This window comes from Pontibacter toksunensis, from assembly GCF_042686245.1.
Classification (GTDB): Bacteria; Bacteroidota; Bacteroidia; order Cytophagales; family Hymenobacteraceae; genus Pontibacter; species Pontibacter toksunensis.
The window spans coordinates 20,617-37,254 of record NZ_JBHUOX010000016.1; the positions used below are offsets into that span (position 1 = coordinate 20,617).

General features: G+C 47.9%; 9 protein-coding genes. 8 read left to right on the plus strand and 1 reads right to left on the minus strand.

Annotated features, from left to right (window positions below; genetic code table 11):
• Nucleotides 1-12: 12 nt before the first annotated feature.
• From ACFS7Z_RS18600 to ACFS7Z_RS18610, 3 genes are all read left to right on the plus strand, one after another.
• Nucleotides 13-1,695: a RagB/SusD family nutrient uptake outer membrane protein gene (locus tag ACFS7Z_RS18600; protein ID WP_377487761.1), complete on the plus strand. Its 1,683-nt coding sequence runs from the start codon at nt 13-15 to the stop codon at nt 1,693-1,695.
• Nucleotides 1,696-1,968: 273 nt separating this feature from the next.
• Nucleotides 1,969-5,301 carry a VCBS repeat-containing protein gene (locus tag ACFS7Z_RS18605; protein ID WP_377487763.1) on the plus strand — a complete coding sequence of 1,111 codons (3,333 nt, stop codon included), beginning with the start codon at nt 1,969-1,971 and terminating at the stop codon, nt 5,299-5,301.
• 29 nt (nt 5,302-5,330) lie between these two features.
• Complete coding sequence (locus ACFS7Z_RS18610) at nt 5,331-5,510, plus strand: hypothetical protein (RefSeq protein ID WP_377487765.1); 180 nt, start codon at nt 5,331-5,333, stop codon at nt 5,508-5,510.
• Between the two features lie 17 nt (nt 5,511-5,527).
• Here ACFS7Z_RS18610 and ACFS7Z_RS18615 read toward each other — a convergent pair whose 3' ends face one another.
• A complete protein-coding gene (locus tag ACFS7Z_RS18615; protein WP_377487767.1) occupies nt 5,528-7,843 on the minus strand; it encodes a GH92 family glycosyl hydrolase in 2,316 nt (771 codons plus the stop codon).
• A gap of 558 nt (nt 7,844-8,401) precedes the next feature.
• Here ACFS7Z_RS18615 and ACFS7Z_RS18620 point away from each other — a divergent pair.
• From ACFS7Z_RS18620 to ACFS7Z_RS18640, 5 genes are all read left to right on the plus strand, one after another.
• A complete protein-coding gene (locus ACFS7Z_RS18620; protein WP_377487769.1) occupies nt 8,402-10,891 on the plus strand; it encodes a glutaminase family protein in 2,490 nt (829 codons plus the stop codon).
• Nucleotides 10,892-11,209: 318 nt separating this feature from the next.
• Nucleotides 11,210-12,118 (plus strand): glycoside hydrolase family 43 protein, encoded by a 909-nt coding sequence (locus ACFS7Z_RS18625; protein ID WP_377487919.1) that lies wholly within the window; start codon nt 11,210-11,212, stop codon nt 12,116-12,118.
• 243 nt (nt 12,119-12,361) lie between these two features.
• Complete coding sequence (locus ACFS7Z_RS18630) at nt 12,362-13,777, plus strand: glycoside hydrolase family 125 protein (RefSeq protein WP_377487771.1); 1,416 nt, start codon at nt 12,362-12,364, stop codon at nt 13,775-13,777.
• A gap of 1,038 nt (nt 13,778-14,815) precedes the next feature.
• Complete coding sequence (locus ACFS7Z_RS18635; protein WP_377487773.1) at nt 14,816-15,418, plus strand: RNA polymerase sigma factor; 603 nt, start codon at nt 14,816-14,818, stop codon at nt 15,416-15,418.
• 221 nt (nt 15,419-15,639) lie between these two features.
• Nucleotides 15,640-16,632 carry a glycoside hydrolase family 43 protein gene (locus tag ACFS7Z_RS18640; protein ID WP_377487775.1) on the plus strand — a complete coding sequence of 331 codons (993 nt, stop codon included), beginning with the start codon at nt 15,640-15,642 and terminating at the stop codon, nt 16,630-16,632.
• Nucleotides 16,633-16,638: the final 6 nt, after the last annotated feature.

Here is a 16,638-nt window from a genome sequence, read left to right on the forward strand (position 1 = left end):
AGATATATCTATATGAATAAATATAAAATATTATTTGCATCGCTATTGCTTCTGGCTGTAGCGCCTGCCTGTACTGACCTGGAAGAGGAGGCATTTGACGTCTTGCCTGCAGGTAATTATTACCAGGACAGAAACTCCGTGATTGCCGCAGTTACCCGACCTTACGAGCACGCGCACTGGAATGGGTGGGATGGCGACCGCTGGAATTTAAGTGAATTAACGGCAGACCAGTTTATCTGGGCTCAGAAAGGCAGGCATGGGCAGGACGGTGGCAACTGGGTTCGCCTGCACCGCCATGAGTGGACACCGGATGAAGGTACCATCAGAGGAGGCTGGGTAGGGCCATATCAGGGCATCGGGCAGACCAACCTCATTATGGAGGACCTTCAAAATCTGGACTATGCCAGCATGGGCCTGACAGAGGCAGACAAAGCACGGCATATTAATGAGTTGAGGGTACTACGGGCCTGGTTTTACACCTTCCTGATCGACTACTTCCGTAGTGTTCCGATAGTTACCAAATCCGGTGAGAGAGTAGGAAATTCAACTCCTGAAGAGGTGTTCAACTTTATTGAAACAGAGCTGAAAGAGGCTTTACCAAGTCTTCCGCAAAACGCCCAGCCCGGCCGCTGGGACCAAGCTGGCGCAGCTGCCTTGCTGGTGCGCATCTACCTGAACTCTGAAGCGTGGATCGGGGAGTCAAGATGTGACGATCTGATGGAGATAGCACAGGGCATTATTGATGGGGAGTATGGTACATACAGCATTGACCCTGACTACAGAGGGCCTTTCCGATCTGGTGTAAACAACTACTGGTCGCCTGAAAACATTTTCGAATTCCCGCATGCGAAGAACATCTATGAGTTTGGGTGGATGTATAACGCTACGCAGCACTACCAGGCCAGGTATTCGTTGGATAATGTCTCAGGTGGATGGAACGGTATTACGCTGGCTCCATCCCGTGACCTGGAAGGCAACATTCTTAACTACGAGTTAGGGAAGCCGTACGAGCATTATTCTGACGACGATAAGCGCAAGCAGCCGTTCCGGACAACAGCTCCGGGAGGCCCATACGAAGGATTCTTCCTTATTGGGCCGCAATATGGGTTTGACTATGGCAAAGGCTATGGGCTCGACAGCACTGTGGTAGTGCTGGGAACAGAAGAGTATATCGGAAAGCCGCTCGTATATGTTGACCAGGTGGGCCGCTTCTCAGAAGGTGCTGCAGGTTTAGCGAAAGGTTCGCATATTGAGACCGGTGAAGAGAATACTGGGGTTCGGTTGTTGAAATTCCCATGGTTGCCTGATAGCCAGGGCCTCTTCCAGTTTAACTCTGCCCCGGAAATACGCTTAGCTGAAGTGTATTATGCACTGGCTGAGTGTAAATACAAGGCAGGTGATAAAGCCGGAGCTGCTGAGTTGCTGGATGCCGTTAGAATGAGAAATTTCACCGAGGCTGAGTGGCCGGAGCACAGTTATGTTCAGAACCTGGGAATGCTTACCGACGATGAGTTTGTGGATGAACTAGGCCGTGAGTTTTTAGCAGAGCGCCACCGCAGAACAGATTTAGTACGCTGGGGCAGATTCGGAGACGCCTGGTGGGACAAGGCAGCAGACGCCGCCGATAAAACTGTGTTCCCGATTCCGTCAAGTGCGCTGAATGCTAACCCGCTGTTAAAGCCAAATGGTTATTAATAACTAAAAGAGCTGGCACAACTGATGTAGCATAAATTCAAAGCTACTGTCAAACGTGTGGACATTTTTTAGAAAGGGGAGCCTTGCAAAGGCTCCCCTTTCTTATGCCGGCTCCTACTTCTTGTAAATCAAGCTTAAAATGCTTATTTTAAGTGCATATTTTGTTCACTAGAATAAGAAACCATCCCTGTTTTTGTCTGTCTTTTACAATGATCACCCTTTAGCTTACATCAGTTGAACAAGACTCTATTTTTACTTTCAATAACAACCGCGGTGCTTGCAGGCTGCAAAGAAGCCTCCAGAACAGCGGTAACAAAGGAGCCCCAGGAGAACGTGACGCCTCTCTTAACCTTGCTATCTCCCGAAAAAACGCATGTAGACTTCAGCAACACATTGACGGAGGCCGCCAATACCAACGTGCTGATGTACGAGTACTTTTATAACGGGGGAGGTGTTGCCGTAGGGGATCTAAATAACGATGGGTTAGAGGACCTGTACTTTACTTCCAATATGGCCTCCAACAAGCTGTACCTGAACAAAGGGCAGATGCAGTTCGAAGACATCACGGCGGCTTCAGGAGCAGCTGGAAGAAACGGCCCCTGGAAAACCGGCGTGACGATGGCTGATGTCAATGGTGATGGGCTGCTGGATATTTATGTCTGCTACTCTGGTAATATCAGGCCAGAGAAACTGGTGAATGAGCTTTACATAAATCAGGGCGTTGACAAAAATGGTGTGCCGCACTTTATTGAGAAAGCACAGGAGTATGGCTTAGCATATCCCTCCAACAGTACCCAAGCCACTTTCTTTGACTATGACAAGGATAATGATCTGGATTTGTTCCTGTTAAACCACAATCCTTCTTCCCTGCCCCCTGTAGATGATGTGTCTATCAGGGAGATGCTGAAGTTGGAGCATCCTGTAATAGGTGTCAGGCTGTACAGAAACGACAAGGGCAAGGCTGGGGAACCTCACTTTCAGGATGTGACGAATGAGGCAGGGTTTCATAGCTCTCCTTTGACTTATGGACTCAGTGCAGGCATCGCAGACCTCAACGGTGACGGCTGGTCAGATATTTATATTTCAAACGATTACATAGCCCCGGATTATCTGTACATCAATAACGGGGACGGAACATTTACAGATAAGCTTCAGACGAGCCTTGGCCATACGGAACATTTCGGAATGGGAAACGATGTTGCTGACATCAACAACGACGGATTGCCCGATATTTTCGTGTTAGACATGCTGCCGGAAGATAACAGGAGGCAAAAGCTGTTGTTGGCACCTGATAATTATGAGAAGTTCGACCTCAACCTGAAAACTGGCCTGTACTTCCAGTACATGCGCAATATGCTGCATGTAAATAACGGGAACGGTACTTTCAGTGAAGTGGGGCAGCTAGCGGGTATATCGAACACAGACTGGAGCTGGGCCCCGCTCTTCGTTGACTTGGATAATGATGGTTGGAAGGACCTGTATGTGACGAATGGCTATTTGAGGGACATCACCAACCAGGACTTTGTGAAGTACATGCAGGATTATGTAGGCACCAGGCGGGGCAACATGCAGGACAGGGATATTGTGGAGTTGGTGCATAAAATGCCTGCTTCTAACGTGGTGAATTACCTGTTCAGAAACAACGGTGACCTTACCTTCAGCAAGATGGCTGCCCAATGGGGAGCACAGGAACCATCAAACAGTAACGGAGCCGCCTATGTCGATCTAGACAATGACGGCGATCTGGACCTGGTTGTGAATAACATCAATAAGCCTGCTTTTATTTATCAGAATGAGACGAACCAACAACTAGGGCATCATTACTTAAAAGTAAAGTTAGCAGGAGCCAGCGGAAACACGCAGGGGCTAGGTGCGAAAGTATGGGTTTACCTTCAGGGTAAGCAACAATACCTGGAGCAAATGCCTACGCGAGGCTACCAGTCCAGTGTGTCTCCTGTGCTGCACTTTGGCTTGGGGGAAGATGCCGGCATAGATTCTCTTATAGTTGTCTGGCCGACCGGGAAAAAACAAGTGCTTGTAAATGTAAAATCGGACCAGATGCTTACCCTTAAAGAAGAAGATGCCACTTCTCCTTATGAGGCGCCTGAGCGACTCAAGCCTTTATTTACAGAGGTTACCGCGCCCATCCAGTACCAACACCCCGGAAACAGCATCAATGACTTTAAGCGGCAACCCCTGATGGTGAACCCGATGTCTTTTTCCGGTCCGGTGCTTTCTAAAGCAGATATTAATAACGATGGACTGGAGGATATGTATGTTGGTGAAGGAAACGGCAAACCAGGTGCTATTTACCTGCAACAGAAAAAAGGAAAGTTTACGCTAAAGCCACAGCCAGCCTTCAGTGGTGATGGCAAAAGGGAAGTAACAGATGCCGCTTTCTTTGATGCAAACGCTGATGGTTTCACTGACCTTTACCTGGCCAGTGGCGGCTACCACAACTACCTGGCTGCTGACCCACTGCTACAGGACCGGCTTTATTTCGGGGATGGAAGAGGAGGTTTTACCCTGGCAGCCGGCAAACTGCCTGAGATGCTGACAAGCAAAAGCTGCGTGAGGATTGGGGACATAAATAATGATGGCTTTCCGGACTTATTTGTAGGCGGAAGGGTTGTGCCGGGGCGCTACCCGGAGGCTCCCAGAAGTTACCTGTTGCTAAACGACGGCAAAGGAAGTTTTAAAGATGCTACCGCATCTCTTGCACCGGAGCTGCAGAACCTGGGAATGGTAACAGATGCCGCATGGCTCGACCTGAACGGAGACAGCAAAGAAGAGCTGATTCTGGTAGGGGAGTGGATGCCGGTTACAGTACTAATGAATCAAAACGGAACATTTCAGAATAGGACAAGAGATTTTTTTGAGAAAGAGTACAGCGGTTGGTGGAACAAATTACAGTTGACGGATTTGAACGGTGATGGGAAGCAGGATCTGGTTATAGGAAATCAGGGCACCAATACCCAGTGCCGGGCCAGCGATAAGGAGCCTGCGGAGTTGTACTTCAAGGATTTTGATGCCAATGGTGCCGTAGACCCTATTTTATGTTTTTATGTACAGGGCAAGAGTTATCCTTATGTATCAAGAGATGAACTTCTGGACCAGGTAAGCAGCATGCGTACCCGCTTTCCGGATTACAAGAGCTACGCCGATGCAACCATCACGGACATCTTTTCTTCTGAAGAACTGGCAGAAGCCGGCCACTATAAAGCAAACTATCTGAAGACGGCCTACTTTGAAAGCGGAAGCGATGGCAGGTTCCATGAAAAGCTCTTGCCCATTCAGGCGCAGTATGCTCCGGTGTTTACTATAACACCCCTGGACTATAATGCAGACGGAAAGCAGGACCTGCTGCTATGCGGCAATGTGAACAAGGCACGTCTTCGCTTCGGGAAGAGCGATGCAAACTATGGCGTCCTGTTGAAGGGCGACGGTAAGGGAGGCTTCGAGTATGTCCCTCAATATCAAAGCGGTCTGAAGCTGTGGGGAGATGTGCGAAGTGTTGTGCAGGTAAACAACACCTTGCTGTTCGGCATGAACCAGCAGGAGTTAAAAGCCTATAAAACCAAAGCGCCTGGCAAAACGCTTTTGTAAAAAGCAGTGGCTTAACCTTGATTTCTGGAATGCGCAAGTGGAGAGTTCTGAGGAGATTAGCGAAACAGTTACAGAAGCCAGAGAACATATCCGACAAAGTTAACTTAAATGCAACAGGAGCAATTAGAGTTGGATACATAGCTCTAATTGCTCCTGTTGTTTTCATATCTTTAACAAAAATGGCTATTGATGTTCCCTTTGCAGGATGAACAGTTTGACAGGGAGATTAGGGTGCCATCGTCATGAGCTTCTTGTTTGGTCGGCTGCCCATGTAGAAAGTGATTTTGCCTCCGTCCATGATTTCTTTGTGCGTCAGGTAGTTCCGGTTAAGAGCTTGCCCATTCAGGTCTATCTTCTGCACATACACATTTTTATCTTTCTGGTTCTTTACATCCACTGTAAAGGTCCTGCCATTCTCCAAGTTGATGGTGGCGGATTGTACGGCGGGGCTCCCGATGGCATAGGCGTCTGAGCCCGGCGCAACAGGGTAAAAGCCCAACGCACTGAAGATGTACCAGGCGCTCATCTGCCCAAAGTCATCGTTGCCTCCCAGGCCGTCTACTGTTGGTTTATACATCGCCTTTAGCACCATGCGTGTGCGCTCCTGTGTTTTCCAGGGTTGGTCCAGCCAGTTATAGAGATAGGCCACGTGGTGGGAGGGTTCATTGCCATGCACGTAGTTCCCGATGATTCCTTCGCGGGAGATGTCTTCCGTATTCTCAAAATATTTATCAGGCAGCTCCATTGTAAAGAGGGAATCCAGGTGCTGGGCAAAGCGCTGTTTTCCACCCATCATCGAGATCATCTGTGCCGGATCGTGTGGCACGTACAGGCTGTAGTTCCAGGAGTTACCTTCAATAAAGCCCTGCCCGTGTGTGTCGAGCGGGTCGAATTCTTTTTTCCAGGAGCCATCGCTCAATTTCGGGCGCATATAACCAGACTTTGCGTCATACACATTTTTGTAGTTGCCCGCCCGCTTTATAAACTCCTCATAAATGTCCTGGCGGTTCAGCTTTTTAGCCATTTGCGCGATGCACCAGTCGTCATAGGCATATTCCAGGGTTTTGGATACCGAAGAACTGTTCTTGTCCTCGGGCACATAACCCATCTCCTTATAATAGTTCAGCCCGTCATAATAGTTGTTCCGGGCTGTGGTGACACAGGCTTCCAGTGCTCTGTTTACATCAAAATTTGCATTGCCTTTTATCACTGCGTCAGCGATAACCGGTACGGCATGGTAGCCAATCATGCACCAGTTCTCATTGGCATAGTGCGACCATACCGGCAGCATGTTATGCACGCTCTGGTCGTAGTGCGCCAGCATCGACTTGACCATATCGGCGTTACGGGCAGGCTGCACAATGTTAAAGAGTGGGTGCAGGGTTCTGTAGGTGTCCCAAAGCGAAAAGCTGGTATAGTTGGTGAAGCCCTTTGCCTCGTGCACGTTCATATCCAGGCCCCTGTATTTTCCATCCACATCCATGTAAGTGGTAGGTCCAAGAAAAGCATGGTACATAGCCGTGTAGAAGTTTACCAGGTCATCCGGGCCTGCCTTTACCACCACTTTGTTTAATTCCCTGTTCCAGTTTGCCTGCCCTTCCCGTTTCACGCGCTCAAAGTCCCAGTGCGGTATTTCGGTACGCATGTTGGCCAGCGCACCTTCTGTGCTTACCGGGGAGAGGGCAAATTTTATTTTTATCTTCTCGCCTTCCTTTGTTTTAAAGTCGAAGTATGCTCTCAGCTTTTTACCGGCAAATTCAGGAAAATTTTTTGTCTGGTCGAACTTGCGCCAGAAGCCTTTGTATACCTGTTCTTTTGAATAGTCTTTGTTTCCGTACTGGTAAAAGGGCTTGTTGAAAGCCATGGCAAAGTAAACGGTGCGCGTCCTGGCCCAGCCGTTGGTCTGGCGATAACCTGTAATCAGCGTGTCATTCTCCACACGCACAAATGTCCAGGCGTTCTTGTCATCATAGTTGTAGATGCCTGCTATCAGGTCCAGGATAATATGCACCTCGTCTGATTTTGGAAATGTGTACTGGTGCATCCCCACCCGGTTAGAGGCAGTCAACTCGGCCAGAACATTATGGTCATCCAGTTTCACCTTATAGTAAGCTGGTTCTGCCACTTCATTCGCATGCGAGAAAGCAGAACGGTAGCCGCTTTCCGGCCTGTCTTCTGTGCCAGGGTTTAGTTGCAGCTTTCCGGTGGTAGGGGCTATGAGAAAATCCCCAAGGTCAGAGTGGCCTGTGCCGCTAAAGTGCGTGTGGCTGAAGCCGACAATGGTATTATCGTCATGCTGGTAACCTGCGCAGTACCTGTACACCTCCTTGTTGTACTTGCCGTTCACCTCATAAGGAATAGTATCCGTGTCCGGGCTTAGCTGCACCATCCCGAAAGGTACCGTAGCTCCGGGGTACGTATGGCCCATTTTAGCCGTACCAATCATCGGGTTCACGTATTTCACCAGGTCTTGAACAGGTCCTTGCTGTGCGAAAGTGAGCAGGGGTGTAAGGAGTAAAGCAGGTAAAAGTCTTTTTCTCATCAGTATTGTATGTGCTATAAGGAAATATATTGGTGAGGGTGTATTTTATGACTTGCTTATCCAAAGTAAACCGTTTTAGCAAAATAACCAAGCTTCCTTTTGTATCATTTATCCACGGTATAAATGAAAGGCACGCGATGATGCCATGCCTGATAATGGGCTTGTAAAACCTTATAAAGGTAGTAATTCCCAAAGAAGCAGGTATGAGTATAGCTGAGCCGCAGAAGCAGAACTAACAGAAGACCGGTTTACCTTTTAAGTGAAGCATCTGCCTTTATAGTGAACCTTGTATTTCTTTGGCGGCTGAAAGAAACAGTATCTCCGTGAGGTAAAACTTTCACCAAAGCAGATAGAATAGGTTCTGTTAACCGTTAATCTCCAAACAAAATTTTACAGGAATAGGTGAGATTGGCAGTTTTACACTGTTCTTACAGAAGGTGTAGTACCGGCCGGGAAGTGGGAGAGTCATTGAATGTGTTTTAGACGATAGGTTGAATAAGTGTCTTGGGCAGGTGCTGACATCGCAGAAATCACCTGTATAACATGATGTAATATTACATGAAAAAGAAGTTTATCCTGCTGTTACTGTGGGTTCTTAACGTTACCGTGCTGGTAGCACAGGACCTGAGGGCGCCCGCTTACCCGCTTATCACCCACAATCCTTACTTCAGCATCTGGTCGTTCGGCGATACTTTGAACGCCTCCAACACCAGGCACTGGACGGGCGCGGATCATTCTATGATTGGTATGGTGAAGGTAGACGGCAAAGTATACCGCATACTGGGCGAGGAGACCAAATCCTATAAAACAGTACTGGCGGCGTCGGATGAGGAAAAGTATAACTTCAGCTATACAGAATCCGCACCAGCCGCAGACTGGATGAACCCACAGTTTGGCGACAGCAACTGGAAATCCGGTGCTGCCCCCTTCGGAAATGATAAAGGACCAGTGAACACCAACTGGCGCAGCGACAACATCTGGGCCAGGAGAACATTCAATTTAGGTGAGGCAGATTTCGATAAGCTGTTTCTAAAGCTAAACCACGACGACAATGTGGAAGTTTACCTGAACGGGGAAGAGATTTACCAGCGCAAGGGCTGGACAGACAGGTTTCAGTACATTCCGCTGCAGGAGGCGGCAAAGCAGAAGCTTAAAAAGGGACAGAATGTGCTGGCCATACATGTGGCGAACACGGCGGGTGGTTCATGGCTTGATATTGGCCTGGTAGCGGAGGAGGCACTCAAAGGCAAAGTGGCCGTGCTTCCGGCAGAGCAGGTAGGTGTGGAGTTAAATGCCACCCAGACCATCTACCAACTCAAATGTGGCCCTGTAGATGTCACCACCACTTTTACCTCTCCTTTACTCATGCAGCACCTGGACCTGCTGGCAAGGCCGGTGTCCTATATCTCTGCAAAGGCAAAATCCAATGACAAGGCTTCTCATGATGTGCAGTTTTATTTCGGCACGTCTACAGATTTAGCCGTTAATTCCACTGAGCAGCATGTGGCTGCCCAGGAATATGCTTCCGGTAACCTGTCAGTCCTCAGAGCCGGCACAAAAGAGCAGCCCGTGCTGCAGAAGAAGGGGGATAATGTACGCATCGACTGGGGTTACCTCTATGTGGCTGTTCCTAAGTCCGCCAGGCCAATCCAATACATTTCTACCACTGCCAATGCCCTGGCTCCCTTTGCGGGTAATGTCAGCCCTCCCGCGCAGGAGGCCTTGCAGGGAAAAAGCCTTGTGCTGAATACCATTTTACCGCTCGGCAAAGTAGGCAGTACAGCAAAAGAGCAGTACGTGATGCTAGGCTACGATGAGCTAAACTCCGTGCAGTATTTCGGGCAAAACCTGAAGCCTTGGTGGAAAGCAGAAGGCGGTAGTACCATGGAAAAAGAACTGGCCAAGGCAGCCTCAGACTATAACAAAGTGATAGCACAATGCCAGGCTTTCGACAAAAAACTATACCAGGACGCGCTGGCCGCAGGCGGTAAAGCCTATGCAGAGCTTTGCGAATTAGCCTACCGCCAGGCCATCGCCGCGCATACCTTAGTGAAAAGCCCGGAAGGGGAAATCCTGTTTTTGTCAAAGGAAAACTTCAGTAACGGCTCCATCAACACCGTAGACGTGACCTATCCCTCCGCACCGCTGTTCCTGGTGTATAACCCGGACCTGCTGAAGGGAATGCTGAACGGTATATTCTACTACAGCGAAAGCGGGAAATGGAACAAGCCGTTTGCCGCGCATGATTTGGGTACGTACCCCATTGCCAACGGGCAGACATACGGCGAGGACATGCCGGTGGAGGAATCCGGGAACATGCTTATCCTGACGGATGCCATTGCGAAAGTAGAAGGAAACGCCAACTATGCCAAAGAACACTGGGAAACTCTGACTACCTGGGCTGAATACCTTCGGGAAAGCGGTTTCGACCCGGCCAACCAGTTGTCTACCGACGACTTTGCAGGCCACCTGGCCAGAAACGCAAACCTCTCCGTGAAAGCCATCCTTGGTCTTGCCTCCTATGGCAAACTGGCAGGCATGCTGGGGAAAGAAGAAGTAGAAAAAGAATACACAGCACTGGCAAAAAGCATGGCGCAGAAGTGGATGCAACTGGCAAACGACGGCGACCACTACACCCTGGCTTTCGAGAACGAAGGCACCTGGAGCCAGAAGTATAACCTGGTATGGGATAAAATACTAGATTATGACATCTTCCCGAAATCGGTGAGGGAGAAGGAAATAAAGTACTACCTGACAAAGCAGGAGAAGTATGGTTTGCCCCTGGACAGCCGGAAAACTTATACCAAATCAGACTGGGTGCTTTGGACGGCAACTCTGGCCGATAATGAAGGAGATTTCAAAGCCCTTGTGCAGCCCATGTGGAAGTACGCGAATGAGACTCCAGACAGGGTTCCAATCAGCGACTGGCACGAGACAACAGATGCAGAAGTGATGAACTTCAGGGCCCGTTCGGTGGTGGGGGGCTATTTTATTAAGCTGCTGGAGTACAAACTGGAAGGAAACAACAGCACGTTTGGAACCTGGTAGCAGTAGCTTAAAGCGGTAAATAAGGCGCTGGTATGCCAAAAAAGTCCGGGCAGAACAGTATACATGGCAGAGCGGTACCCCTTGAAAGTAAAAGAGCTGACGCAGCTTTGGCAGCAGATAGGGCCTGAAACAAAAGCTCTTCCAAACCCACAGAATTTTCGTATTTTAGAAACCTGCACTTGATGAGGTTTATATAAAAAAGCAACTGACATGAGAGTTTTACTTACCCTTGTTTTTATTCTTGCAACGCTGCTACAGGCTTACGCTCAGAGCGAGGGCCGGCAAAAAGACGCTTCTTCAAAGAAAAAAGACCAAAAGATGACTGCCGGCAATCCTGTTTTCCCAGGATGGTACGCTGACCCGGAAGGGATTATCTTCGGCAACAAATACTGGATTTACCCTACTTATTCAGCACCCTATGAGAAGCAGGTGTTTATGGATGCCTTTTCCTCTCCGGACCTGGTGAACTGGACAAAACACAGCCGCATCATAGACACCGCCAGTGTTAAGTGGGCGCATAAGGCCATGTGGGCTCCTTCCATCATCCAGAAAGACAAAAAGTACTACCTGTTCTTTGGTGCCAACGATATCCAAAGCGACAATGAACTGGGAGGCATTGGCGTTGCGGTGGCTGATAATCCTGCGGGTCCTTTCAAAGATCACCTGGGCAAACCGCTGATAGATAAATTCCATAACGGGGCACAGCCCATTGACCAGTTTGTTTTTAAAGATAAAGACGGACAGCACTACCTCATTTATGGTGGCTGGCGGCACACCAACATCGCAAAGCTCAACGATGACTTTACCGGCTTTGTGCCTTTTGAAGATGGTACCACCTTCAAGGAAATCACACCGGAAGGCTATGTAGAGGGGCCGTTCATGTTCAGGAAAGATGGTAAGTATTACTTTATGTGGTCAGAAGGCGGCTGGGGAGGACCTCACTACAAAGTGGCCTACGCCATTGCTGACTCCCCACTAGGGCCTTTCAAGCGTATAGATACTGTATTGCAACAAGACCCCAAAGTAGCCACCGGGGCAGGACATCATTCCGTTATACATAATCAGAAGGAGGATAAATGGTACATTGTGTACCACAGAAGACCTTTAGGAGAGACCGATGCCAACCACAGGGTTACCAGCATAGATGAAATGCACTTCGATGAGAACGGACTGATAAAGCCTGTCAAGATTACGTTTGAAGGCGTTGCCAGGCAGCCGCTTAAGTAGCGCTCCTGTCTGGAAATACTATTGGATGATAGTTATTTCTGTATTTTAAGTACACTAGTGGCCGGGGGCAAATGCTGCGCAACATTTGCCCCCGGCCACTATTTTTTTGCCTTCAGGTAAAACTTATTCGGAGTAGATGGTGAGATTAGTATTTCTTGTCCGTTTACTCTAAAGCGGGAGGTATGTCCTGCCTGCTACATTGCAATAGACTAAATCTACATCAGCTTTTAGCAAAATCGATACATGAACAGGAGAACCTTTATAGAGCGCTCTGCCATCCTGGGCGCAAGTGTCTATCTTAGCCCCTTCGCAGCGGCTGCGGCTGCAGACTTTCCAACGGTACGCGTGCCTGCTTCCAAGCGCAACTTCCAGAGCAAAGCCGTAGAGGCGGCCATCAAAGAATTCAGCAGGAACGTGAAGGACAAGGAATTGGTTTGGCTGTTTCAGAACACCTTCCCCAGCACCCTTGATACTACCGTTACCTACAGTACAAAGAACGGCAGGCCCGATACCTATGTGATTACTGGCGACATTGATGCCATGTGGCTGCGCGACAGTTCTGCCCAGGTGTGGCCCTACCTCATGCTCGTTAAAAAGGATGAGTCGCTGCAAAACCTCATAGCGGGTGTGATCAACCGCCAGACCAGCTATATCCTGAAAGACCCTTACGCCAACGCCTTTTATGACGATCCGAATAAAGTAGGGGAGTGGGGAACGGATAAAACAAATATGAAACCGGGTGTGCATGAGCGCAAGTGGGAAATAGATTCCCTGTGCTACCCCATCAGGCTGGCACATGGCTACTGGAAAGCAACAGGCGATACTAAACCTTTTGATGCACAGTGGCAGCAGGCTATTAAAACCACGCTTCGCACCTTCCGGGAGCAGCAGCGAAAAGAGGACCGCGGACCCTACAGGTTCCAGCGGGAAACACCGCATGCAACGGACACACAACCCATGTCAGGCTACGGGTTTCCCGTTAATCCTGTGGGGCTGATAACCTCCGCCTTCAGGCCAAGCGATGACGCAACCATTTTCCCTTTCCTGATTCCGTCTAACTTCTTTGCCGTGGTGAGCCTGCGGCAGGCAGCGGAGATGATGGAGAAGATAGCCAAAGACAAAGGTACGGCAAACGATCTGTTAAGCCTGGCAACGGAGGTAGAAAAGGCGCTGCAGGAGCATGCTGCGGGCGAGCATCCGAAGCACGGTAAAATTCTCGCCTTCGAAACAGACGGCTTCGGGAATCACTACTTTATGGACGATGCCAATGTGCCCAGCCTGCTGTCGTTGCCATACCTGGGTGCTGTAAGTGCCGACGACCCGCTTTACCAGAACACCAGAGAATTTGTGCTCTCGCCAAGTAATCCTTTCTTCTTTAAGGGTACTGCAGCTGAGGGTATTGGTGGGCCGCACGTGGGGCAGGATATGATATGGCCAATGGCCATCACTATGAGGGGGCTGACCAGCTCAGATCCGCAGGAGATAAAAGCGTGTATTGACATGCTCAAGGCTACGCACGCCGGCACAGGCTTTATGCACGAGGCCTTTCACAAAGATGACCCGAAGAATTTCACCCGTTCCTGGTTTGCCTGGGCCAATACCCTTTTCGGGGAATTCCTCTGGAAAACCTACCAGCAAAACCCGCGACTTCTGTCCTAGGCAGACGAGGATGTAGATTATGGCGTGGGCGTGCCGCTCCAAAAGAACTACATAGGAAAACAGGCGTTGGTGAAAAAGCTGTTATACAGGAACTACAGAAAGGTCTGGTTCGAAAGTATTTGTTGCTGGCACTAAGTGCATGGCCAATGTTTTGTGCCTAATGGTCCTTTCCGCATTAGTGGCGAATCAGAGTTCATGAATGAGAAATAAAGCAGGGTCGTGCGCTCAGCGTTCTGAGTTAGCATGATCCTTTTTTCTTCAGTATTGGCAGACTACTCTATCTGTAGATACGCAGCTGTGCTCTTCATCAGGATGTTTCCACGCCTCTGCTGAGAGTAGGGGTGTTGAATAAGGTGATAGCTACGACAGGGAGGTTAAGGGAAAGTATGATTGGCGCAAGAGCACCAGAGGAACCCTCAATAAGAATTGAAGCGATCTTAGGACTCAAAAGGAACAGAAGAGCCAATCTGCTATTCTCTTTTTTCCTCAAGCTTACGGGAACTGAAAGTATAAAAAGTTTCAGGCTATGCTTATCGTTGGTTTATCATTTTATTGCGCGTTTCTTGATTTGTTGCTGACACTCACTGCCTTCAGTTTTAATTCCTCGCACACAGCTACATACTGTTGGAGATACAGAATGAAAAGGAGCAAATAACACAGAATTATTCTCTTTTGATAAGACAGGACTTAAAAAATGAGTGATTGATTGCTTGTTAAAAATATTTTCAATTAATTAGAGTAACAGTCTTTTATAAGACAATCCATGTCTTGGTATGAGTCACAAGCATAGCTCATATATTAAAATTCTTTATTTTAAGGCTTATTAGTATGTGCAAAGTAGGAAACTATAATCAGATTTGCTAAAACCTTTTAGCATTATAAATGGAATACCAAAGAACTATCGATTTGCTTACTCAGGTCAGTTATAAAGTTGTAGAAATGAGATTGACCAGTTTGGAGGTTCGCTGAGGTACATGCTTTTGTTAGTTTCGGTACAGACACTTAATCTACTTTTCAGAGTATTTTGAATATTTTGATATGAATAAATTGACACTAGAAAGGCATAATGGAGAAATCAATAAGGCTAACAGGCCTTACATACAGGGAGATCAACAGCTCTGGGATGATTTCAGGAATGGTTGTGAAGTCTCCTATGCATTAATATATCAAAGTTACTTTTATTCTTTGTACAGCTATGGCTCTAAAATATGTAGTGAAAGGGAGGTAGTAAAAGATTGTATACAGGATTTGTTTATCTATATATGGAAAAACAGAGAGAAACTAACAACTACAACCTCAATAAAGTATTACCTCTATAAATCTCTTAAAAGGAGGCTGATAAACAGCTTTAGATTCCACCAGAAACATCTTGGGCTAAATGAATTTGAAGTCAGGCTAGAAACCGTCTGCTCAGAAGAAAACAATATTATTGTAATGCAGACATCAGAATCACAGAAAAAGAGAGTATTGTTAGCCTTGGAAAAATTAACGGTGCGGCAGAAGGAGTCCCTTGTATTAAAGTTCTATGAAAACCTGCCAAGTGAGGAGATAGGCCGTCGAATGTCTATTTCTGTGGAAGGCGTCTACAACCTGGTTTCAAAATCCCTCTCGAACTTTAGTAAGAATATGAGTAAAATGTAAAAAAGGCTTTTGTAGTTTCCGATAGCCAAGAGGAAGTAAACCTTATAAAAGACCTGACCAGCGTTCAGAAGCAATAGCCTCAAACGCTCCCAAACAGGCAATGGACATGTTTGAATAGAGGTGAGCAAATTAAAAGCCGAAGTAGCACGTAAGCTATACTTCGGCTTTTTAAATAACCTGAACAGAATACCCAAAACAGTATGTTGTTAAAGAAACAAACAATGAATTTTAAAGCAGCCAGCCTCCGTTATTTCCTTTTAGCACTCTGGCTGTGCTCCTGTAAACTTACCCCGCTTGCACAGGACGTAGCAGAGGGAAACAACATCCACTTGGCTGACCCGACTGTGTTTTATCATAAAGGTACCTACTACCTGTATGGTACTGTAGAGGGTAATTCAGGTAAGGGGTTCGAGGTGTATACGTCAGAAGACCTGAAGTCCTGGGAAGGACCTAAAGGTGTGAGGGATGGTTTTGCGTTGAGCAAGGAAGATGCCTACGGGACGGAAGGATTTTGGGCGCCACAGGTATTCAATCATCAGGGGAAGTTCTATATGGCGTATACTGCCAACGAGAACATTGCTATAGCAGAAAGCAGCAGCCCGCTCGGGCCGTTTACTCAGCAGGTGAAGGAGCCGTTGGCGGCTCCTGTAAAGCAAATAGATCCGTTTGTTTTTATAGATGACGATGGCAGAAAGTACCTGTACCATGTGCGCCTGAATGACGGGAACAGGATATTTGTAGCAGAAATGACGGATGACATGTCTGGAATAAAAGATGAGACGCTTCGGGAGGCCATTGCTGCAGAAGAACCCTGGGAGAACACAGCAAACGCAGGCTGGCCAGTGGCAGAAGGCCCAACAGTGCTCAAGCATAAGGGTATGTACTACATGATTTACTCTGCGAATGATTTTCGGAACCCTGATTATGCAGTGGGGTATGCTACCAGCCAGAGTCCGCTGGGGCCATGGGTAAAACAGGTGTCCAGCCCTGTCATCAGCACAAAGAACATCGGAGAAAAGGGGACAGGGCACGGCGATTTTGTAAAAGATAAGAGAGGGAATCTGATTTATGTATTCCATACGCACCAATCAGACACTGTTGTAGGCCCCAGGAAAACAGCTCTTATCAAAGCCGAATTTTCTAAGAATCCAGATGGAGGCGAAGAAATACTCACTGTTGACCCTCACAGTTTTTTCTATCCCATCATAAACTGAGAAGCG

What these genes read in the sequence shown, in the direction of transcription:
- ACFS7Z_RS18600 (WP_377487761.1), top strand. Translation starts at nt 13, where the DNA reads ATGAATAAATATAAAATATTATTTGCATCGCTATTGCTTCTGGCTGTA.
- ACFS7Z_RS18610 (WP_377487765.1), top strand. Translation starts at nt 5,331, where the DNA reads ATGCGCAAGTGGAGAGTTCTGAGGAGATTAGCGAAACAGTTACAGAAG.
- ACFS7Z_RS18615 (WP_377487767.1), bottom strand. Translation starts at nt 7,843, where the DNA reads ATGAGAAAAAGACTTTTACCTGCTTTACTCCTTACACCCCTGCTCACT.
- ACFS7Z_RS18620 (WP_377487769.1), top strand. Translation starts at nt 8,402, where the DNA reads ATGAAAAAGAAGTTTATCCTGCTGTTACTGTGGGTTCTTAACGTTACC.
- ACFS7Z_RS18625 (WP_377487919.1), top strand. Translation starts at nt 11,210, where the DNA reads ATGACTGCCGGCAATCCTGTTTTCCCAGGATGGTACGCTGACCCGGAA.
- ACFS7Z_RS18630 (WP_377487771.1), top strand. Translation starts at nt 12,362, where the DNA reads ATGAACAGGAGAACCTTTATAGAGCGCTCTGCCATCCTGGGCGCAAGT.
- ACFS7Z_RS18635 (WP_377487773.1), top strand. Translation starts at nt 14,816, where the DNA reads ATGAATAAATTGACACTAGAAAGGCATAATGGAGAAATCAATAAGGCT.
- ACFS7Z_RS18640 (WP_377487775.1), top strand. Translation starts at nt 15,640, where the DNA reads ATGAATTTTAAAGCAGCCAGCCTCCGTTATTTCCTTTTAGCACTCTGG.